Raw genomic sequence first — 21,393 nt, 5'->3', positions numbered from 1 at the left:
ATGACGACAACGAAAGTCACACCTTTGTATGTGGAGTGTCTAATTCAACAAGAACATTATGCATTCTCGATCTCGACGATTCAAGAAATCATTCCTATGCATGAAGTTACGGTGCTTCCAGGAAAAAAGAAAAATTTGCGCGGTGTCATTAATTTGCGCGGCAATATTATTCCGATCTATTGTTTGAGATCGATGCTGAACATCCCGTCGATTGCAAATACGAAACATACACGCATCATCATTGCGCAACTCGCTGGCAAAACACTAGGGCTTGTCGTCGATTGTGTCAGCAGAGTCATCGGATTCTCCGAAGTAAAGCCAGTTACCGAACAATTCGGGCACAAAGGAAATATTTTTTTACACGCGATCGGTGAACTGGAAGGTAATTTTGTGGGGATTTTGGATATGCAAGAGCTATTCCTTCAGGAGGTAAGAGGGTATGAGTGAGTTTCAAATGGAAGTCTACATCGGCGTATTCGTGGATGAATTGAGCGAGCAACTGCTTCTTCTAGATAAGAGCTTATTGGAATTAGAGGAAAATGGCTCCTCGCCGGAGACGATTCAAACGATTTTCCGTATCGCTCATACACTCAAAGGCTCCTCTGCAGCAATGGGCTTTGATAAACTCAAAGAGATGATGCATAAGCTGGAAAATATTTTCGATCAATTGCGCAATGGGAAGCTGCAAGTGTCAACGGAATTGATGAATGTCCTGTTTCAAAGCATTGACTACGTCAAGCATCAGCGAGAGCTGTTCTTGAAAGGGACTTATGAGGAACAGCCTGCGGAGCACCTGATCGAAGTGCTGGATCGGATATCCCGGGGCGATGGGAAACCCGTCGAATCCGAAGTCATTAAGCCAGTTGTATCCGCGATGCCTGATACAGAATTGTTAACTATTCGTATTCTGATTGAGCCTACATCCGAAATGAAAGCTGTTCGTGCGATGCTCGTTCTACGCGAACTGCAAGAGTCGGGGGATGTCATTTCTACGCAGCCTGCCATTACAGCTGAGAGCCAAGACGAAGAATTGTCAGGACCGCTTCAGTTTATTGTGAAGTCTCGACTTGGTGCAAATGAACTGCAAGCGAACATCAATCAAGTCTCGCAACTAGCAGAAGTTATGGTGAGTCCGATCCTGCATGCCCCCGCTGTGTTAAGCAGCCCAGAGGAGATCAGTTCTGTCGCACAAGAGCCTGCCATGAAGAAGGCTGCTCCAGTCAGCAAGCCCGTACTATCAGCAGCGAAAGAGACTGCGGCACCGGTTTCGCATACGGTTCGGGTGGATGTTCATCGATTAGAGCATTTGATTAATTTGGTCGGCGAGCTGTTGATCGATAATACACGTCTCGTCGATGTGAAGAAACGGCTTCATGATAAATTCAAAGGTGACGGTGACGTCCAGCTGCTCGAAGATATTACCCATCATTTGGGCAAAATCGTCAGCAACATGCGCGATGGGATGATGAAAACGCGGATGATTCCCATCGAACAGTTGTTCAGCAGATTCCCTCGTCTCATTCGGGATTTATCGCAAACCGCTAATAAGGAAATCGCCCTAACGATCGAGGGCAAAGAAACGGAATTGGATCGTACCTTGATCGAGGAAATCAGCGATCCGCTCATTCACATTTTGCGTAATGCCGCTGACCATGGGTTAGAGAGTCCAGACGAGCGGGAAGCCGTAGGCAAGCCGCGCAAAGGGCAAATTTTCATGAAAGCCGCACATGAGGAGAATTCCATTGTCATCACAGTCCAAGATGACGGACGAGGGATTGATCCAGAACGGATCCGACTGAAAGCGGTAAGTAAAGGGTTTATTTCAGAAGAAGAATCTCGTCATATGACCGAGAAAGAAATCATTTCTCTCATTTTCCACTCAGGCATGTCAACAGCGGAGAAAGTCACAGAGCTATCTGGTCGTGGCGTTGGCATGGATATCGTTCGTACACACATCGAGAAACTGAATGGGATCATTGATATTGAGACGAAAATAGGAATCGGCACGACGATTACGCTCAAATTGCCGCTAACCTTAGCCATCATTCGGTCACTGCTGGTTCGTCAACAACAGCGCACGATTGCGGTGCCGCTCTCCAATATCATTGAAATTTTCCGATACAATGAATCGGATATTCAATTGCTGCACGGTCAAGAGATGTACCACGTACGTGGAGAAATTCTTCCGCTGCTGCGATTGAATACGCTATTGTCAGGCAGTCAAGGCGGGGATGAGAGAGGGAACAAGAAGTCCATCCTCATGATCGGCATGGCAGAGAAACGCGTCTGTCTTGTTGTGGATCAACTCATTGCAAACCAAGAAATCGTCATCAAATCGCTCGATGATATTGTGGGTCACATTCCTTACATCACGGGTACGACCATTCTAGGTGATGGGCTAGTCGCCCTGATTTTAGACGTGAGCGCTGTCATACAGATGTCTTCGTCAGGTCAGGTTCGTTTCGGCACCAAGGAGCGCGTACTCAAGGGCAAGAACAATGCCAAAAAAGAAATGGTTACACTCTACCTGGATTCCCAATGCTACGGTTTCCATCTGGAACATGTGCAGGAGATTGTCGCGATGCCAGCCATTACAAAAGTGGCGGGAGCGGAATCCAACGTGATCGGCCTCATGAACATCCGTGATGAGTTGATTTTTGTTTATGATTTGCGAGCTTCCATGGGACTTCCTCCATTCCCAGTTTCGAATTATTCGCGTGTGCTGATTGTCCGCAATAAGGAGCAATCCATTGGGATTGCTGTCGATTCTTTAACGCAAATTGTTGCCGTGTACGATCACGAGCTGGCTCAAGATATCGTTCATAGGAAAGAATCATTCATGAGCATCCAAAGCATTTATAAGAAGGATGGCCGACTTATCCAAGTGTTTGATCTGGATGGGATCCTCACGCAACTACAGACGAATTCCTTAGAATCAGGTGACATGTATGAGAACATTCCGCGTACTCATCGTCGATGACTCCATCGTCATGCGCTATATGATTGCGAAGCTTTTCGAACAAGATGCTGGGTTCACCGTAGTTGGCTTCGCAGTTAATGGCGCAGATGCCCTGGACAAAATTGTAGAATTGCAACCAGAATTGGTAACGCTCGACATTGAGATGCCTGATATGGATGGTTTCACTGCATTGAAACAAATCATGAGCTTTCATCCTGTCCCTGTTATGATGTTAAGCAGCTACACGGAAGAAGGCTCGAATGCAGCCATGAAGGCGTTGGAATATGGCGCAATGGATTTTTTCCAGAAAGAATCCTTGTTCCAAAAAGAACGCAATATCCGCATGGAAGAAGAGTTCCTACTCCGTTGTCGAACAGCGATGAGAAAGAAACAGTTTCTGCGGAATGATACTTCGCTTTCAGAGAAAGAAAACTCGGTCAAGATCCATATGGAGATGCTGACGTTCCTTCTGAAATTGGAAGAGGATATGCATCAGTTTCACGCTGAGCTGCACCAGAAGATCAAGCAGCAAAATGGACTTCTGGTTAAATTTCGCAAAGTACAGAATCAATTTATCTACACCCAATGGGAAGGCTCTCTTTTTAGCTGGTACGGGATTAAAGAGAGTGATGTTGTAGGTAAACAATTAGGTGATGTGTTCCCTGCACACTTAGCGGAGTTCATGGAGCCTTACTACCATGCGTCTTGGGAGAAAGATGATGTGTTTCATTTCGAGACGGAATGGCACGGCAGCTACTATTCGACGGTGCTCCGTCCAATCTTGAGGAATGGGACAGTCATCGAAGTCATCTCCTTAACGGTCGATATCACGGTTTCTAGAAGTATGGAAGAACGCATTCGGTATTTAACGCACCATGATCCCCTGACAGGGCTGCCGAATCGACATGTGTTAACGAGATGGATGGAAGATGCGATTGCGCAGCAGGAGCAGTTTGCCATTATCTTTGTGAATTTAGATCATTTCAAATTGACGAATGAAACACTGGGTCATGAAACGGGAGATCGCATCCTGCAAGTTATTGCGCGACGGTTGAAAAACAGCTTGTTGATAGAAGAAGTCCATGTGTTCCGCGTAGGCAGTGATGAGTTTATCGGATTGGTGAAGCATCAGTCGCAAGAAGAATTGGATCGATATACGAGTAATATCATTCAAAATATAAATCAGCCGATCCGTGTCCTTGACCATGAGGTATATATTTCACCTTCCATTGGGATCAGCCAGTACCCGCAAGACGAGAAAGATCCAGAATCGTTAATTCGATTTGCCGATATCGCCATGAATTATGCGAAAGAGCTGGGCGGGAATCAAGTCCAACATTTCAATGCAGAGCTTCATGTGAAAATTGAACGTAGAATGAAGCTGGAGAAGTACTTGCGCAAAGCGCTGGAGAGAAACGAATTTATTTTGGTGTATCAACCGCAAGTTGAAGTGTCAGAAAACCGTATTGTCGGGTTCGAGAGCCTAATTCGCTGGGAAAGTCCAGTACTTGGGCGCGTATCTCCCATGGAGTTTATTCCCATTGCTGAGGAAACAGGTCTCATTTATCCCATCGGCAAATGGCTGATCGAAGAAGCATGCGCGCAAAATAAACGTTGGCAGGATATGGGATTACCGAAGGTGTCCGTTGCGGTGAACTTGTCTTCGAAGCAATTTTTTGACAGAACGCTACAGGAGCAAATTGGCAACATTCTTCTTCAGACAGGGCTTGAGCCGCAATACTTGGAGCTTGAGATTACAGAAAGTATGGCCATGGACGTTCAGGTTGCATTAGCAACATTACATAGCTTTCGAAGCATGGGTTTAAAAATTGCAATGGACGACTTCGGAACTGGGTACAGTTCACTAAGTTATTTAAAAAAATTCCCCATTAATCATCTCAAGATTGACCAATCTTTCGTCAAGGAAATTTCCAAGAATCCTACGAATGCGGCAATCGTGAACACGATTATTACCCTGGCTCATAATCTGGAGATCGCGGTTATTGCCGAAGGTGTCGAGCACGAAGAAGATCTGAAGGTGCTGCAGGATTTCAATTGTCCGACGGCGCAAGGATATTTATTTAGCCCACCGATTGAGGCTAGTGAAGTGCCAGAGCTATTCACACGGTTCGGAATGCGCACGAAGGAAGCATCCAGGCAACAAGTGATGATGGACTAAAGTGTGGGAACAACATCAGGAGTAGAATTGAGAACAAAGTGTAGATGAACAGCAGTTAACTCGGTGGAGTTGGATGCTGTTTTTTGCTTTTTTCAACAAAGGACCTCGAGGCATAGAAGTGACTTGCACGTCGTAACGTTACATATAGCAGGAAGGAGGCGGAACCAGTATGCAGGCACCAAAGAAGGGGTCATCCCATGCAGAGCAAGGCACACGTTGGCAAATTAGCGATGATGGCGGAATTCGGTGGGACATCCAACCAGGGGATGCAGCGCATGAAGACCATATCGAAATGAGTGGACAAGAGATTTCACTTATCGTCAGGTACGGTATCGATGCGGAAGGATGCTTGCGCATTGTGCGAAGGGCAGTTTGGCCACATCTGCGCACGATCCCCAATGACACGCATGCGAGTCTGATCGAAGATTTTCATGGCGAATGTAGACCAGAGATTCGTGCTGAAGGTGTCCTCATAGAAGAAAAACCGTATCGCATCTCATTTAACGGGATACTGGAGCTCGAGAGTCAAGCAGGAGCAGGGCTTCGTATTCGAAGATCCATCTTCCCCGCAAGGTACATTCCGTATGGGTTAGAACGGGTACATATTCAGAATGAATCGCCAGACGGGATAGCCATCGAGATTGCACAGTCGGACGTCACAAGATACCGCAGAGGAACAAAAGGGATTTATGTCGTGAGCGCAGGCCATGATGCGCGGCGAGCTTGTGAACTCGGCCCAGGCGAGTCGATCTCGTACACGAGCTGGGTGTGCGCGATGACGCTGCAGCGGTTCCAGCCGAAGCTTGAAGCCCTTGCCGAGGAAGCGCTGCGGCGCCAATTCGTGAATGAGCTTGGCGCCTCCTTAACGCTGGAAACACCAGAGCCCGTGCTGAACCGGATGTTCGGACTGGCCAAAATCCGCGCAGCGGAAAGCGTGTTTCGCACACGAAGCGGACTGCTCCACGGGCCAGGCGGCGGCTCGTATTACGCAGCGGTTTGGACGAACGATCAGGCGGAATACGCGGGCCCCTTCTTTCCTTTTCTCGGCGATCAAGCAGCTCTGGAAGCTTCGTTGAATGCGTATAGGCTCTATATGCCGTTCATGGGGCCCGATCTTTATCCCATACCCTCGTCGATCATCGCGGAGGGGCTGGACATCTGGGAAGGCGCAGGGGATCGCGGCGATGCTGCCATGTATGCATACGGGGCTGCACGGTTCGCACTGGCCAGCGGCAGCCGATTGATGGCCGAAGAGCTGTGGCCAGCGATCACGTGGTGTTTGGCTTTTTGCAGGAAGAAAAGGACCACAGACGGGGTAATCGCATCGGACTCCGATGAGCTCGAGAATCGGTTTCCGAGCGGGGAGGCGAACCTCTGCACCTCATCACTAACATATGGTGCGCTGCAATCCGCGGCACAGCTCGCTCGTGAACTTGGGAAAGGTGCCCTCGCGACGGAGTTTGAGGCAGAAGCAGCATCGCTCCGACAAGCGATTGAGACCTATTTCGGTGCAACGGTCGAGGGGTACGAAACGTACCGCTACTATGAAGGAAACGACATTCTGCGAGCTTGGATCTGTGTACCGCTCACGATGGGCATTTTCGAACGCAAGGACCAGACGATTGCCGCTTTGGTTTCGAATCGGTTATGGGTTGGCGGCGGCTTAGTGACGCAGGCCGGCGAAACGACGTATTGGGACCGCTCCACGTTGTACGCCCTGCGCGGCATTTTGTTTGCTGGCGAAACTGAGCTAGGCATGAAGAAGCTGATGGAATACGCGAATAATCGACTGCTGGGTGATCACGTGCCTTATGCGGTTGAAGCGTATCCCGAGGGCAATCAACGCCATCTTTCTGCGGAAAGTGCGCTGTTCGCGCGTGTGATTACGGAAGGCTTATTCGGCATCGTGCCTATGGGATTGCGTTCATTCACCTGTTGTCCGCGATTGCCCCAAGGTTGGAATACGATGGCGCTGCGCGCGATCCAAGCGTTCGGCACGTGTGTCGATCTTGTTGTGACAAGGCAAGGTGATCTCGTCAACGTTGATTGCAGGACGCCAGATAAGTGGGAGAGTCATAAATGGGATCAGACAGTACCGCTTTTCATCTGTGTATGACTTGACAACCCTGAAATGATGGTTTATTTATTAGATACGTTTAATATGTCAGTATTTCGGGTATGTGAGGTATAACGATGGAAAGAAAGTACTGGGTTCCAGCGCTAGAACGAGCACAAGATGTGCTCAAGCTATTGGCAGGGCAACCCTCCAAACTGAAGTTAATGGATTTGAGCTTGGCGACAGGCATTAATAAAAGTACGATGTTTTCCTTATTGCACACGATGGAAGCCTTGGATTGGGTGGTCAAAGAAAAGGGGGACACGTATGCACTAGGATCATTCTTCGGTGGTATAGGTAATGCCTACTTTACAGGCATGTCGTTGGTGAAGCATTTTCAGGAGCAAGCCGAAATGACAGTACACCGATTAGGTGAATCAGTCCAGCTTGCCCGTCTGGATAAAGGTGAGCTTGTTTATCTGGCGAAAAAGGAAGCGGCAACCCATGTTCGTTTGATTTCCGAGCCAGGCATGCGCCTGCCTGCGTATGCGACAGCGATGGGCAAAGCTTTGTTATCCTCGCTGGAGGATGCGCAAGTTCTGGCGCTGTATGCGGAGAGCGGTTATCAAACTTTCACGCCGCATACGGTGAAGACCGATATTGAGCTGCTGAACCAGCTAGGGCAAGTAAGAGCTCGCGGTTATGCTACGGAATTTGAAGAAGTTGTGCAAGGTTTCTGCTGTATAGCAGTGCCCGTGTTGGATCGAAGCGGCCAACCGATTGCCGCGGTTAGCACATCCATGTCGACGCATCTCTGGGCAGAGAAGGAAGAATTGGCACGAGAACAGATCGAACAGCTCGCGAAGAAATTATCGGGCTTACAATGAAAACCAAATAGGAACGGATGAGGCCTTCCATGGAGTAGAAGTTTTTACTTTGTGGACGGTCTTTTTTTTGAATTTACATTGAAAATTTCAATCGCACCTGATAAACTCAAATTATAGATTAAAATAATAAACTTAGTTTATTATAATAAACTGACGAGGTGCTCAAATGAGATTACAGAACAAAGTCACGCTGATCACAGGCGCAGCTTCAGGAATCGGCAAGAGCTCTGCGCTTCTTTTTGCACAAGAAGGAGCTTTCGTTATTGTGAATGACTTGGACGCTGTCAAGGGAGAGGAAACCGTAGCGGAGATTCAAGCGAGCGGCGGCAAAGCGCTATTCCTACAAGCTGATGTGACGAATCCTGATTCCGTCAAGGCGATGGTGGAAAGCGCGATTGCACAATGCGGGCGAATTGATGTACTTTTTAACAATGCGGGAATTAGTGGTGTGGGCGCGCTTCACGAGCTTGAGCCTGAGCAATGGGATCGTGTAATGTCCGTTAATATTCGCGGTGTTTTCTTGCCGTCCAAGTATGTAATTCCACACATGATGGCGCAGCGCAGCGGTTCGATTATTAACATGTCTTCTTGCATAGCCGAGATCGGGCTCGCCCGACGTGCCTCCTACGCAGCCACCAAGGGTGCTGTCCTGGCATTAACCAAATCGATGCAAGTGGATTACGCATCTTATCAAATTCGTGTGAATGCGCTTCTGCCAGGTACCATCTTGACTCCTTTCGTTGAGAATTATCTGAAAACCTCGTACGATGATCCAGAGGCTGCGATTGCTTCCTTGAAAAGCAGACAGCTCGGTAATGAGCTAGGAACTCCTGAGGATGTGGCACAAGCTGCTGTATTTCTAGCATCGGATGAGTCCAAATTTATGATGGGATCGCCGTTATATATTGATGGTGGTGTCGTTTTTGGGAAAAATGCATAAGCAGAGAGAGGATGTATACGTATGAAACTAGTTACCATTCATGAATCCGGTTTAGGTGTGAAGTTGGAAAATGCCGTGTTAGACATCACGAAAGCATTAAGCGTGTATCCAGAAGAGGGGATCCCGACAGATGTCATGGCCGTTATCGGTCATGCGGAGTCAGCGATTCCACAGATTGAACGCTATGTTGAGCGGGTGCTGGAGGCTAGTAAGGGAGATCAAACCGCTTATCTGTTGGAAGAATCGCAAGTGAAATACGGGCCATGCGTCACTCGTCCTGGCAAAATGATTTGCGTCGGCTTGAACTATCGCAAGCACGCCGAAGAAACGAATGCACCGATTCCCGCATATCCGATTTTGTTCAACAAATTCAATAACACCTTGGCTGCGCAAGGCGATGACATTCCGTTGCCGACTCGTGTGACGAGTCAGGTCGATTATGAAGCCGAATTGGTCATTGTCATCGGGAAGCAGGCGAAATATGTCTCGAAAGAAGCTGCGTTAGATCACGTATTTGGCTATTGTAATGTGAATGACTTGTCCGCCAGAGATTTGCAAATGCGAACCCATCAATGGCTCTTGGGCAAATCGTGCGATAAGTTCAGCCCGCTGGGACCTTATTTAGTCACAGCGGACGAAGTGGGCGATCCGAATCAGTTAACGATTTCGTGTACGGTGAACGGTGAAACCAGACAACTGTCGAATACGTCTGATATGATTTTCCATTGTAACGAAATTGTTAGTTATATTTCGCAGCACATGACGCTGTATCCAGGTGATATCATTCTAACAGGCACACCGGAAGGCGTTGTACTCGGTAAGCCAGTAGATGAACGTGTCTATCTGAAAGATGGCGATGTTGTCACAATTGAGATTGAGAAGCTGGGCGCATTGACCAATCGGATGGTTGACGAGCAGGTTTAAGCAGATTTATGCAAGTTTAGGAGATCACCATAATTCGGTTGTCTCCGCCAACATATAGGCGATTCGTCTTCGGATGAATCGCCATTGTTCGTATACTGGCGCCTAATTGCAGCTTCGTTAGCTGTTTGAGGCTGCCGCCATGATAAATCGTTACGGAAGCTTTTCCTTCCTCAGGTGAATGGGATACGTAGAGATAGTTGGAAGCTGGATCAATCAGCGTGTTGGAGAAGGTTGGAACGGTCAACGTCTTCACGATGCGTTTCGTGCAGCCATTAATGACGAACAATTTCCCCTTGCCTGTCACTTGAGCGCTTGTAATAAAGATGCGATTCGTGTTGGGATTGTAGGTGATGCCGCTCTGTCGCCTGCCAAGCCCAATCTTACTAACCTTAGCGGTACGAAGATTAACCACCGAGCAGTAGCGGCTGAGATTATTGGCGACAACTAATTGGCTCCTTTTCTTCGTTAAGACGGGAGTAATAACGGGGTTGCGCCCTACCTTGACCGTTTTTAGAATCTTATGATGTAGTCCGTTTAGAATGGATACCGAATCCGTGCTCGTATTCGTTACATAAATCCGGTTGGCTGCTTCATTGACGACAATGTTCGAGGGACGTCCTTTGAAGGCTATTCGACGCTCAATCGTATTCGTTTTACCATTCAGTACGACAAGCGAGCCATTCTTGGAAGATAACGAAATCGTCGATACATAAATGAAATTCGTGCATGGATTGACCGCAATCTCGTCACAGCGTTCGCCGACAGGAATCGTCGTAATGACTTTGTTCGTAATACCATGGATGACGGACACTGTGCCATCATAGAAGTTGGAGACATAAACACGGTTCGTACGAGGATTAACAACCAGATACTGAGCCAATTGTCCAACACGCAACGTGGTTAGGATTTTGTTCGTCTTTGTGTTCATAACGCCTAGTCGATCATCGTCTAACAGAAAATAGCACCGATTCGTAATCGGATTGAAGGCAAATTCGTTGACGGGTCGGCTCGTTGGAATCGTGACAAGGAGTCGCGGGAGCGCTACAGATACGCTTGCTTGCTGAACAGGTTGCTCGTTTCGGATCATAAGTCAGGCCCCTTCCGAATAGCTTGTGATCCTTGTATCATATTCAAGTTTGGAGGAAGCGTGTTTTTCTCTATGTCGATAATTGTATGGGGGACAAAGGAGATTTGGAGGTACCGTTAATGAATCTATCAGGAAAAACAGCCATTGTAACTGGCGGCAGATAGGGCATTGGTGAAGCCATGGTCCGATTGTTCACTTCTCAAGGAGCAGCGGTCATCATTGCCGACTGGAATGAGAAGGAAGCAGCGCGATTGACGGATGAGTTAACTTCTTCTGGACTTCAAGCCGTGGCGATAAAAGTCGATGTTTCGAAAGATGCGGATGTCCATTCACTCATTCAAGAAACCGTGCGACGCTTTGGACAGGTGGATATTCTCGTCAATAATGCTGCTGTTATTTTACCCAAATTCTTAGAAGACGTGGAGGAAGAAGAGTGGGATCGTCTCCTCAACATTAATGTGAAGAGTGTGTACTTAACGGTCAAACATGCACTGCCATATTTACGGAAAACGAGAGGCTCGATCGTCAACATGTCATCTCTTAACGGGCTGATTGGACAAAAGATGAATCCGGTTTATGCCGCAACCAAAGGAGGAGTCGTCCCCTTGACCAAGGCACTAGCATCGAGTATTGCCAAGTTGACGTGACGCGTGTTGGCGGTATAACCGAATGGCTGCAAGTGGCGGGCATGGTGAAAATAGACGCACATTAACATTTTTAGAATCTGGAAAAGTAAGTGTTTTACACCGATTAAAACATATCTATGATCAAAGAATCTAAGCAAATCAAAACCTCTATATGCGGTCGCTCATCTCGGATGGCATCGCTAGAGGTTTTTTTATATATATGACGTCATATATGAAGTTTGAATAGACTTCTAGCGGAAAAAATGGCGAAATTGTTACAATAGTCAAATATATATTGTGTATTATTAGAGAGGGTGTTACATTTATGACATACTAAATAAAGTTTTGGGGGGATGGAGATGCGAGTTGGTTTAAGTGGTACAGGAAGAATTGGCAGGTTGTGTTTAAGAAGAGCATTGACCCTTACCCAGCAGGAATTCGATGTGAGGGTAATCAACTCAACAAGTCCCATTCATGTGTTGGCCCATTTATTGAAATATGACTCGGTTCATGGCACTTGGGACGCGGAAATCGAAGTGTTGAATGAGAACTTAATTAGGATTAACAGGCGGCAGATTCCTGTTATCTGTGAAAGAGAGCCGGATTTACTGCCATGGGAAGAGTATGATGTTGATTTAGTCATAGATGCAACTGGAAAGTTTAATCATCGGCAAGGTGCTGAACGACACTTATTAGGTGGAGCCAAGAAGGTGCTGATTACCGCACCAGGCACGAACATGGATCTGACTGTTGTCATGGGCGTGAATGAAACGCGGTATGAACCCAAACAGCATCATTTACTTTCCGCTGCCTCCTGTACAACCAACTGTATTGCTCCAATTCTCCATATTCTAGATGAAGCATTTCATGTCAAGATGGGGTGGATGACCACGGTCCATGCTTTTACGAATGATCAAAATCATATGGATAACCCGCATAAAGATCTTCGCCGTGCTAGAGCATGTACGAATGCTATAATTCCAACGACAACTGGGGCGGGCAACGCACTTATTGATGTTATTCCTCATCTCGCATCGCATATTCAAGGGGTATCTGTACGTGTGCCGACACAAGATGTTTCACTGCTGGATCTGCAAGTCGTAGTTGGCAGGAAAGTAGAAGTCGACGAAGTCAAATCAGCCATTAAACAGGCAATTGCCGGACGAATCGGAACATTCGTTGACTACAATGAATTGCCGCTTGTTTCAGCAGATTATATCGGCAACGAGAAGTCTGCCATCATTGATGGTCTTAGCATTATGACCCAGGATGACCAAATTAAGCTGCTCGCTTGGTATGACAATGAATGGGGTTACGCAAATCGAATTATTGATCTCGTCTCTTATATGTCACGTGCGGAAAATGAAAGCACTCAACTAAAGGGGGAAGTGAAATGTCTAACACAAACCATGTAATATTGGAGACCATTCATCGGCATGATCTGGGGGTAATTATTTGCAAATCATGCAATGAAGTAATTGCAACGTTACCAACAGACGGTTACAAGAAATTCTATAGTCTGTGCGATTCGCTTAACTGCAGGGATACAAATAAGGGGGCAATCAAACAATGACACAGAAACAAGTGGTATCTTTTCTTGATGGAAATGCTTCAATGAAAGCTTTACTAGGTGGAAAGGGGGCCAACCTCGCTGAAATGACTCGCGCCGGCTTACCCGTACCTCCGGGTTTTACAATTACAACAGAGGCTTGCTTGCACTTTTTTAAAATTGGTAATCGCATCTCCGAAGAACTTTTTGAACAAATCGAAACAGCACTCCAGCAATTAGAGAAACAGAAGGGACAAACCTTCGGACATGCAAGTAATCCGCTGCTTGTCTCTGTACGCTCAGGTTCCGTAAGCTCGATGCCAGGGATGATGGATACGATTCTAAATCTCGGCCTCAATGATGTCACAGTTCAAGGATTAGCTTCGCTAACGAACAATGAAAAGTTCGCTTATGACTGCTACCGCCGGTTGATGCAGATGTTTGGGAACGTGGTGCTGGGTGTTGAATCCTACCATTTCGAGCAGCTGTTGCACCGTTTGAAAGAGGATGCGGGTGTAGATCACGATCAAGATGTAACGGCTGAAGGTTGGAAATCACTGATCGAAGCGTATAAAACGTGTATCCGAGTGAAAACAGGTCAAGATTTCCCACAGCATGTTTACGAGCAGTTGAGAATGGCCGTTGAAGCTGTTTTCAAGTCGTGGAATAACCAAAGAGCGCAGATATACCGCAGATTGAATCGCATTCCGGATGAGCAGGGAACAGCGGTCAATATACAGAGTATGGTATTTGGTAATATGGGCGGCGAATGTGGTACAGGCGTTGTCTTTACGAGAAATCCATCCACAGGCGAGAATACATTTTTTGGTGAATACCTGATTAATGCGCAGGGGGAAGATGTGGTTGCGGGGATCAGAACACCGCTGGCGATTGCAGCGCTGCAAGATGAAATGCCTGCGATTTATGAGCAATTGCTTGGGGCTTCCAAGTTGCTAGAAATGCATTATAAAGATATGCAAGATATCGAGTTTACCGTAGAAAATAACAAGCTTTACCTGCTGCAAACACGCAATGGTAAACGCAATGCGCAAGCTGCGCTTAAGATTGCGGTTGATCTGGTCCATGAAGGTGTATTGACGAAGCGGGAGGCCGTTGACCGTATCGAAGTTTCGCATTTGGATCAGCTTTTACACAGAGGTATTGATGAACAGGCAATAACGGATGTGTTAGCAAAAGGTCTTCCTGCTTCTCCAGGCGCAGCCGTCGGCCAGCTAGTATTTGACGCCGATACGGCTGCAGAATGGAGCCGTGCCGGCAAGACGGTGATTCTAGCTAGAAATGAAACGACGCCAGAAGATATTCATGGGGTGATCGCTTCCGAAGGCGTGCTCACAAGCAGAGGCGGGATGACAAGCCATGCTGCTGTTGTGGCAAGGGGAATGGGCAAGCCCTGTGTGTGCGGCTGTGAAGAAATCCGAATCGTGCCCTCCGAGAAGCGGATGATGGCTGGAACCAAGATCGTGGAAGAGGGCGATTGGATTACTCTTGACGGAGCAACTGGACGCGTCATTAACGGTGCCATGCCTTTACATGAAGCCAAGATGACGGATGAACTTCTTGTTATGCTCAAGTGGGCAGATGAGATTCGCACGCTGAAGGTGTTCGCGAATGCGGATAATCCGCACGATGCGAAAATCGCGAGACAACTAGGAGCAGAAGGGATCGGGTTATGCCGAACGGAGCATATGTTTTTCTCACCAACTCGCCTTCCTGTTGTACAACGAATGATCTTGGCGGAAGATAAGGAAGAACGCTTGCAGGCTCTTGCCCAGCTGCTTCCAATGCAGCAGACAGACTTTGACAGCATGTTCGAGGAAATGGACGGTCTCCCAGTGACAATTCGATTGCTCGATCCGCCACTGCATGAGTTTCTGCCCAACCTCGAAGAGTTGCAAAAAAGACATGCGCAGCTGATGTATGAGGAAGAGGCTTCAGACGAGGAAAGAGATGAGAACGCTCACCTGATCCGCAAAGTGCAGGCACTTCACGAGACTAACCCTATGCTGGGGCAGCGAGGCTGCAGATTGGGAATTGTATACCCAGAAATCTATGATATGCAGATTGAGGCTATATTCCGCGCAGCTTCTCGCTGCATAGATAGAGGCATTCGAGTACTTCCTGAAATCATGATTCCACTGGTCGGTCATGCTAATGAACTGAAAATTTTGAGAGAGCTAGTTGAGTTCGTTGCGGAGCAAGTACTGGGGAAAGAGAAGCTCCGAGATTGTCCGTACAAGGTTGGTACCATGATCGAGGTACCACGTGCAGCTCTTACTGCGCGCCAGATCGTGGCTCATGCGGATTTCTTCTCCTTTGGCACGAATGACTTAACGCAGATGACATTCGGATACAGCCGTGACGATGCGGAAGGGAAGTTTTTAACGCATTATGTCGATCAAAAACTTCTGCCTCATAATCCGTTTCAAGTGCTTGACACAGAGGGTGTAGGACAACTGATAGACATAGCGGTGAATACGGGACGCTGCGTAAAGCCATCACTGAAAACAGGGATTTGCGGGGAGCATGGCGGAGATAAAGATTCGATTTTCTTTTGCCACTTGACTGGATTGGATTATGTGAGCTGTTCGCCTTACCGAATTCCTTTGGCTCGGATTGCTGCAGCGCAAGCGTTCATCCTACATGGTGTCTCTGGAGAAAGTAACATAGCTATTGCCAACTAGGAGGAAATCACAGGTGGAAGAGAAAGTCCGTACGATTTTCGTATGTTCCGATTCGGTTGGGGAGACGGCAAATTCCGTCGTTCAAGCGACAATTCGTCAGTTTAATGCCAGCAAAGTTCATGTAAAACGCTTTGGGACCATGCGTACGGAGCAAGAAATCCAATTGATGATGGAGGAAGCTTCGAGGCTGAACGGTTTCGTTGTCTACACACTGGTTCTTCCAGAATTAAGAGAGATGATGCGACAAGAAGCGATTCGTTTAAACGTGACCAGTATAGACGTTATGGGTCCTGTCATGCAAGCATTCATAGATAACTTTCATGATTCTCCTAAAAAGCAAGCGGGATTGCTGCACCAAATGGATGAAGATTATTATAAGCGGGTTGAAGCTATTGAATTTGCAGTGAAATGCGATGACGGCAAAGATACAGGTGCATTTAAGCAAGCGGATATTGTTCTTTTGGGCATATCAAGGACATCCAAAACACCGTTAAGTATCTATCTGGCACATAAAGGATATAAAGTAGCCAATTATCCGTTAGTGCCGGAAGTAAGACCGCCGAAAGAATTGTTCACGTTGAATAAAAGCAAAGTAATCGGATTGACGATGAGCGCGGATCAGCTCGTTAAGATACGAACGGAACGACTGAAAGCGGTTGGGCTGCCATTTGGCGCTAAATATTCGGCCATAGAAAGAGTTGCAGAAGAGCTGGAGTACGCCTTTGGCTTGTATAAGCAGCTTGGATGCAGGGTAATCGACGTCACGGAGAAAGCAATTGAAGAAACAGCTGGCCTTATCATGGATAGGATGTAGAGCCCCTACTCCTGTACATTCGCTTGCTTCGCATACTGCTTCGGCAGTACGCCTACTTTCTTTTTGAACATCCGCAGAAATCCTGTATAGTCATTAAAACCAGACCCCATGCAAGCCTCGGTGACATTGGCGCCATCTTTCAAAAGCTGCTTGGCTAATGCGATGCGCTTATATACGATGTATTCGTGGATGGTGCTGCCCGTGTGCTTTTTGAAGAGGCGGCTGAGATGATATCTGGAAATAAAGAATGTCATCTCCAGCTTCTCCAAGGATAAATCCTCGGCGAGATGCTGATTGAGGTAAGCAAGAATCGGGGTCAACCGAGCATGCAATCCTATGCCGAGCTCCTTTTCTTTATTCGTGTCAAAGGCACGTTGCACCAACGTGACGATTTCCAACATACAACCTAGTTTAGTCAAAGCAACTCCAGAATGGGGGTGCTTTTTTGTTTCGTGATACCGCTGGAAAAGCGCCACCAAAGTTGACGTCTCCTGCTCGGTGAGCGTTATTTTGTTATTTTCGCCAAGCGGGCGGTCATAGAAACACTGAAGAGGCTGAATAGTCTCCGTTTGAAAGAGCGCGATAAGTGCCGGATTAAACTCAATCGTCACACGTTCATACATCGCATCCGTTGTAAGGGCAGGCTTATGAATTTCATGCTCATTCGTAATAATGAGATCGCCGTATTGCAGAGGATACACCGTTTTCTCAACAAAGTAATTGACGTCGCCGCGGATGAGGAAGAAAATCTCACAGCCTTTATGCAGGTGAAAGTGAACATTGAATGGGGGCTTTCGCGTGGCATGGACGAAATTCACATGGTTATCCAAGTAAGTCAGATAGTCAGCTAACATCTCGAATCCTCCAGATCAATTGAGCAAGATTATCCACTTCTGAGGCAATTTCATCAAGGAAGTTGTAATTGTAATGATATAGGATGAGAGTGTGAGATTCAATATGTTTTGGAGGGAAATTATGAGTCAGCGAAAATTGAAATTCGGATTAGTTGGCGTTGGGAACATCGGTAAGGTGCATGCGAAATATTTGAGTGAAATGGCAAAAGTTGAATTCGTTGCTGTTTGTGACATGGTTCAAGAGAAAGCCGATCAAGCCGCGAGTCAGTATGGGGCAAAAGCGTATTATACCGCTAGCGAATTGTTAGCGCATTCGGGTCTGGATGTGGTCATCATCGCGGTACCGCATTATGATCATCCGACAATTGCCATCGAGGCCTTTGAACGAGGGATTCACGTGATGTGCGAGAAGCCGATTGCTGTGCATGTGAACGATGCGAATCGGATGATTGCGGCCTATGAAGCAGCGAAAGGGAGCTATCCAGATTTGCAGTTCGCGATCATGTTCCAAGAGAGAACGCTTCCTTTCTACGCGAAGCTCAAAGAGCTGGTAGCCAGCGGTGCGTTGGGCCAATTGACACGTGCAACATGGATTCACACGAAATGGTTCCGCTCCCAAACGTATTACAATAGTGGCGGCTGGCGAGCAACATGGGCTGGAGAAGGCGGCGGTATTCTGACGAATCAATGTCCGCACACCTTAGACATGTACCAATGGTTGTTCGGGTTGCCTGCTCGCATTTCAGGACATGCGCATATTGGCAAATATCATGACATTGAAGTTGAGGATGAAGTCACGGCATATTTCGAGCATGCGAATGGGATGATCGGACATTTAATCGTCACGACGGCAGAGCTGCCAGGAACGAATCGATTAGAAATCGTTGGCGATCTGGGGAAACTCATACTTGAGAATGGCAAATTGCTTCACTTCCCCTATGGGCAATCGATGCTGACGTTCACGCGCGAAACCGAGCAGCATTTTGCAAATTGGGAGATCTCACCGGTTGAAATCGAGGTGGATACTTCCGCTGAAACAGGTCATAGCTTCGTCACACAGCGTCTAGTCGCTCGCTTGCTCGGTCAAGATGTGGATTTAATTGCTGAGGGACCAGAAGGGCTTGGCGCCGTAACACTTGCCAATGGCATCATGCTGTCCTCATTCGAGAACCGTCCTGTGGACGTTCCCCTGGATGGAGATGCGTTTCAAGCTCATCTAGAAGAGAAGATTCGGTCATCCAACTTTGTGAAAAAAGTCAATACAATGCCTGCAGCTGCGGTCGATATGTCGGCTTCGTTCGGGAGTAAATCATAGAGCGAATGCTTCCGAAGCGAGTTTAGCTGCTACAACACGCCGCTTCGCTTGCATGGGTTGCTCAAAACTTTTAGGAGGTATCTACATGTCCACAGTAAAACTAACTTGCTTCGCGGATGAAATTTCGGGAGATTTGGAGGAACAACTGGATGTTCTTGCTCAAGAAGGGCTGACCCATCTGGAGATTCGTAATGTATGGGGGAAGAATGTGCTTGAATTAAATGAGGAAGAATTGGTGCAAATTCGCAAAACGGTAGATGAACGTGGATTCGCAGTTTCTTCCGTTGCTTCACCAATTGGGAAATACCCTCTCGCCGAAGATTTTGCTCCGCAGCTGGAAGCCATGCATCGCGCAGTGCGCGCCGCGCAGGCGTTAGGCACGCCATATATTCGGATCTTCTCTTATCATCCACCAGAAGGTAAAGACCTGGACGCTTGCAGGGAAGAAGTCATGAGCCGCCTATCGCAATTAACGAAGATCGCAGAGATGCATGGCGTCATTCTTATTTTGGAAAATGATAATAAGTTGTATGGCTCCAAGGATGAGCGGTGTTTGGACATTTTGCAGCATTGTTCGTCGCCATCTCTGCGCTTAGCCTTTGATCCCGGTAATTTCGTTATGAATGACGTGAAGCCTGTGGAGGAAGCATATCCCAAGCTGAGTGAATACATCGACTATGTTCATGTCAAAGATGCGAAGAGTGCACCGCATCAGTTCGTTCCAGCAGGAAAAGGCGAGGGGCAAATCGAGCAGTTATTCGTCAACTTGCGCGAACGCGCGTACACGGGATATCTCTCCGTGGAACCGCATTTACATCACTACTTGCCGCATGCGAGCAATCCGAAACGTGTCGTAACGGCGATTCGCGCAGTACAAGATCTGCTATCTCGTGCCGAACTAGCCTGGAAGTAAGTTTCGGGGTACAAGTATTAAAAGACAGGATAACGATTTGTCTTTTAGTCGCTGAGGGGCGTATACTTGATGAAGATGATCAAGTAGAGGAGCCGAACGTGATGGAAATTCCGAACCGTATTGCCATTGGTATTCTCGGGCCTGAGGCGCTGGTGAATAAGGTGTTGAGCGTAATCGCAACGTCATTCCCTTTTTTTCAACCACTCCATTGTGCTTGTTCAACAGAGAAAGCGCCAGCGGCAGCAGAGCAATTACTCACCGAAGTAGAAGTACTTCTTGTCACTAGCCCAGCCTTGTATCGACGGGTGAAGGAACATGTCGTTACGCGTCTTCCCGTACATATGATTCCATTAACGGACGCAGGTTTGTTTAGCGCCTTGTATCGTTTACGTCATCATAAAGAACTTGCAACAAGGTCATCGGTGTTCAGTATCGATTCCTTTACTTCTTCCGACCTTCATCAGCATGTCAAAGAAATCGGCGAATCGGCGTCCAACTTTTTGATTTACGATGGTGCTCCTTATCCGCAAACCGATGAATTAATCCAATTCCATATGGAAGCGTATAGAGAAGGCAAAACGCAGGCAGCGCTGACCACCGAGACTGAAGTCGCGGAGGAGCTAAACCGAATAGGCATTTCCTGCGAATGGATCGCACCAACCGACCAGAATATCACGGTTGCCCTAGAGCGTGCGCTGCTAACGACAGAAACCCGGCGAAGCAAAGAAGCGCAAATACTCGTCGGGATGCTGAACGTGGATAATTTCGGCAAGAAGCTGCAGCAGCAAAGCTCCGAGCATGAGATTCAGCGGTTTAAGCTGGAAATTCATCGCAAATTGATTGACTATGTAGAATCACTGGATGGCTATCTCACGCATTTGGGTGCGGATGATTATGTGTTTTTCACGACCCGAGGCATCTTCGAACGGGAAACAGTCGGCTATAAATTCGTACCCCTTGCGCGTGAAGTATGGAAATCATTGGGTCTGTCTCTAAGTATGGGGATCGGTATGGGACGCAGCGCGAATGAAGCAGGCGCCCATGCGCGTCTCGCGCTGCGCCGCTGTAAAGAGGCTGGGGGCAATACCTGTTTTATCGTGCATGAGGACAAAACACTAATTGGCCCGCTGGAAATGGCGGACCCGTTAAGCCGAGATCTGTCGGTGACAGATCCTGTTTTGCTGAAAAACGCCGAAGAAGCGGGCATGACATCAGCCTATTTGAGCCGGCTTCTCGCCACCGTAGCGCGTACGAATAAGTTGAATTACGAGGTTCACGAGTTGGCGAATATTCTGGGTGTTACCGTTAGAAGTACACACCGCTTGTTACTGCAATGGATGGATCACGGCTTGATTGCCATCGTGGGGTATGTGAAGGTGCCGAAAGGAAGACCGAAGCAGACGTTTCGTCTTCAATTTTTAGAGAAATTTGCAGGTAATTCCTACGTCACTTAAAAAAGAGGCGATGCCTCAACTTCACCGCTCTTGGTTAGCCTACAGCTAGCGAGAGCGGTTTTTTTATCTATCGAAAATGGCGATAGCCTGATGATAGACTTTCTGATAGAGTGAATAAGAGTGAAAGTTTATCA

The 21,393-nt window shown here is 47.4% G+C and carries 17 protein-coding genes; 15 read left to right on the top strand and 2 right to left on the bottom strand.

Annotated features, from left to right (window positions below):
- The 7 genes from MJB10_RS16285 to MJB10_RS16255 all read left to right on the top strand — a co-directional run bounded on the left by MJB10_RS16285 (position 1) and on the right by MJB10_RS16255 (position 9,945).
- Entirely contained in the window at positions 1 to 447 is a 447-nt protein-coding gene (locus MJB10_RS16285; protein ID WP_314796308.1) for a chemotaxis protein CheW, read from the top strand.
- Positions 440 to 2,980 carry a chemotaxis protein CheW gene (locus MJB10_RS16280; RefSeq protein ID WP_314796306.1) on the top strand — a complete coding sequence of 847 codons (2,541 nt, stop codon included), beginning with the start codon at positions 440 to 442 and terminating at the stop codon, positions 2,978 to 2,980. The genes MJB10_RS16285 and MJB10_RS16280 overlap by 8 nt, the downstream gene beginning before the upstream one ends.
- Complete coding sequence (locus tag MJB10_RS16275; RefSeq protein ID WP_314796305.1) at positions 2,949 to 5,138, top strand: EAL domain-containing protein; 2,190 nt, start codon at positions 2,949 to 2,951, stop codon at positions 5,136 to 5,138. Before MJB10_RS16280 ends, MJB10_RS16275 begins: the two co-directional genes overlap by 32 nt.
- Positions 5,139 to 5,307: 169 nt before the next feature.
- Positions 5,308 to 7,254 (top strand): glucosidase family protein, encoded by a 1,947-nt coding sequence (locus MJB10_RS16270; protein WP_314796303.1) that lies wholly within the window; start codon positions 5,308 to 5,310, stop codon positions 7,252 to 7,254.
- A 77-nt stretch (positions 7,255 to 7,331) separates the two neighbouring features.
- A complete protein-coding gene (locus MJB10_RS16265) occupies positions 7,332 to 8,081 on the top strand; it encodes an IclR family transcriptional regulator (RefSeq protein ID WP_314796301.1) in 750 nt (249 codons plus the stop codon).
- A 166-nt stretch (positions 8,082 to 8,247) separates the two neighbouring features.
- Positions 8,248 to 9,021, top strand: a complete 774-nt coding sequence (locus MJB10_RS16260) for an SDR family NAD(P)-dependent oxidoreductase (RefSeq protein WP_314796300.1) — start codon at positions 8,248 to 8,250, stop codon at positions 9,019 to 9,021.
- Between the two features lie 21 nt (positions 9,022 to 9,042).
- The gene (locus tag MJB10_RS16255) at positions 9,043 to 9,945 is read left to right on the top strand and encodes a fumarylacetoacetate hydrolase family protein (protein WP_314796299.1); all 903 of its coding nucleotides are present in this window, start codon (positions 9,043 to 9,045) and stop codon (positions 9,943 to 9,945) included.
- Positions 9,946 to 9,961: 16 nt separating this feature from the next.
- Here the strand turns inward: MJB10_RS16255 and MJB10_RS16250 are convergent, their stop codons facing one another.
- Positions 9,962 to 11,032 carry a YncE family protein gene (locus MJB10_RS16250; protein ID WP_314796297.1) on the bottom strand — a complete coding sequence of 357 codons (1,071 nt, stop codon included), beginning with the start codon at positions 11,030 to 11,032 and terminating at the stop codon, positions 9,962 to 9,964.
- A 179-nt stretch (positions 11,033 to 11,211) separates the two neighbouring features.
- On the opposite strand from MJB10_RS16250, the gene MJB10_RS16245 reads away from it, so the two are divergent.
- From MJB10_RS16245 to MJB10_RS16230, 5 genes are all read left to right on the top strand, one after another.
- On the top strand, positions 11,212 to 11,679 hold the full coding sequence (locus tag MJB10_RS16245; RefSeq protein ID WP_397386539.1) for an SDR family NAD(P)-dependent oxidoreductase: 468 nt from the start codon (positions 11,212 to 11,214) through the stop codon (positions 11,677 to 11,679).
- A gap of 332 nt (positions 11,680 to 12,011) precedes the next feature.
- On the top strand, positions 12,012 to 13,073 hold the full coding sequence (gap, locus tag MJB10_RS16240; RefSeq protein ID WP_314796294.1) for a type I glyceraldehyde-3-phosphate dehydrogenase: 1,062 nt from the start codon (positions 12,012 to 12,014) through the stop codon (positions 13,071 to 13,073).
- Entirely contained in the window at positions 13,052 to 13,231 is a 180-nt protein-coding gene (locus MJB10_RS26735; protein WP_397386538.1) for a GapA-binding peptide SR1P, read from the top strand. Before gap ends, MJB10_RS26735 begins: the two co-directional genes overlap by 22 nt.
- The gene (gene ppdK / locus MJB10_RS16235) at positions 13,228 to 15,909 is read left to right on the top strand and encodes a pyruvate, phosphate dikinase (RefSeq protein WP_314796292.1); all 2,682 of its coding nucleotides are present in this window, start codon (positions 13,228 to 13,230) and stop codon (positions 15,907 to 15,909) included. The genes MJB10_RS26735 and ppdK overlap by 4 nt, the downstream gene beginning before the upstream one ends.
- Before the next feature lie 13 nt (positions 15,910 to 15,922).
- On the top strand, positions 15,923 to 16,723 hold the full coding sequence (locus MJB10_RS16230; protein ID WP_314796290.1) for a pyruvate, water dikinase regulatory protein: 801 nt from the start codon (positions 15,923 to 15,925) through the stop codon (positions 16,721 to 16,723).
- A gap of 5 nt (positions 16,724 to 16,728) precedes the next feature.
- Here the strand turns inward: MJB10_RS16230 and MJB10_RS16225 are convergent, their stop codons facing one another.
- Positions 16,729 to 17,577 carry an AraC family transcriptional regulator gene (locus MJB10_RS16225; protein WP_314796288.1) on the bottom strand — a complete coding sequence of 283 codons (849 nt, stop codon included), beginning with the start codon at positions 17,575 to 17,577 and terminating at the stop codon, positions 16,729 to 16,731.
- A gap of 121 nt (positions 17,578 to 17,698) precedes the next feature.
- Between MJB10_RS16225 and MJB10_RS16220 the strand changes: the two genes are divergently transcribed.
- The 3 genes from MJB10_RS16220 (at position 17,699) to MJB10_RS16210 (ending at position 21,259) form a co-directional block, all read left to right on the top strand.
- Positions 17,699 to 18,892 (top strand): Gfo/Idh/MocA family protein, encoded by a 1,194-nt coding sequence (locus MJB10_RS16220; RefSeq protein ID WP_314796286.1) that lies wholly within the window; start codon positions 17,699 to 17,701, stop codon positions 18,890 to 18,892.
- 85 nt (positions 18,893 to 18,977) lie between these two features.
- Positions 18,978 to 19,805 (top strand): sugar phosphate isomerase/epimerase family protein, encoded by an 828-nt coding sequence (locus tag MJB10_RS16215; protein WP_314796285.1) that lies wholly within the window; start codon positions 18,978 to 18,980, stop codon positions 19,803 to 19,805.
- Between the two features lie 101 nt (positions 19,806 to 19,906).
- A complete protein-coding gene (locus MJB10_RS16210; protein WP_314796283.1) occupies positions 19,907 to 21,259 on the top strand; it encodes a GGDEF domain-containing protein in 1,353 nt (450 codons plus the stop codon).
- Positions 21,260 to 21,393: the final 134 nt, after the last annotated feature.

The sequence above is a fragment of the Paenibacillus sp. MBLB1832 genome, assembly GCF_032271945.1.
Taxonomy (GTDB): domain Bacteria; phylum Bacillota; class Bacilli; order Paenibacillales; family NBRC-103111; genus Paenibacillus_E; species Paenibacillus_E roseopurpureus.
Note: the sequence above shows the minus strand (reverse complement) of the source record. Positions and strands in the feature narration are given on the sequence as shown.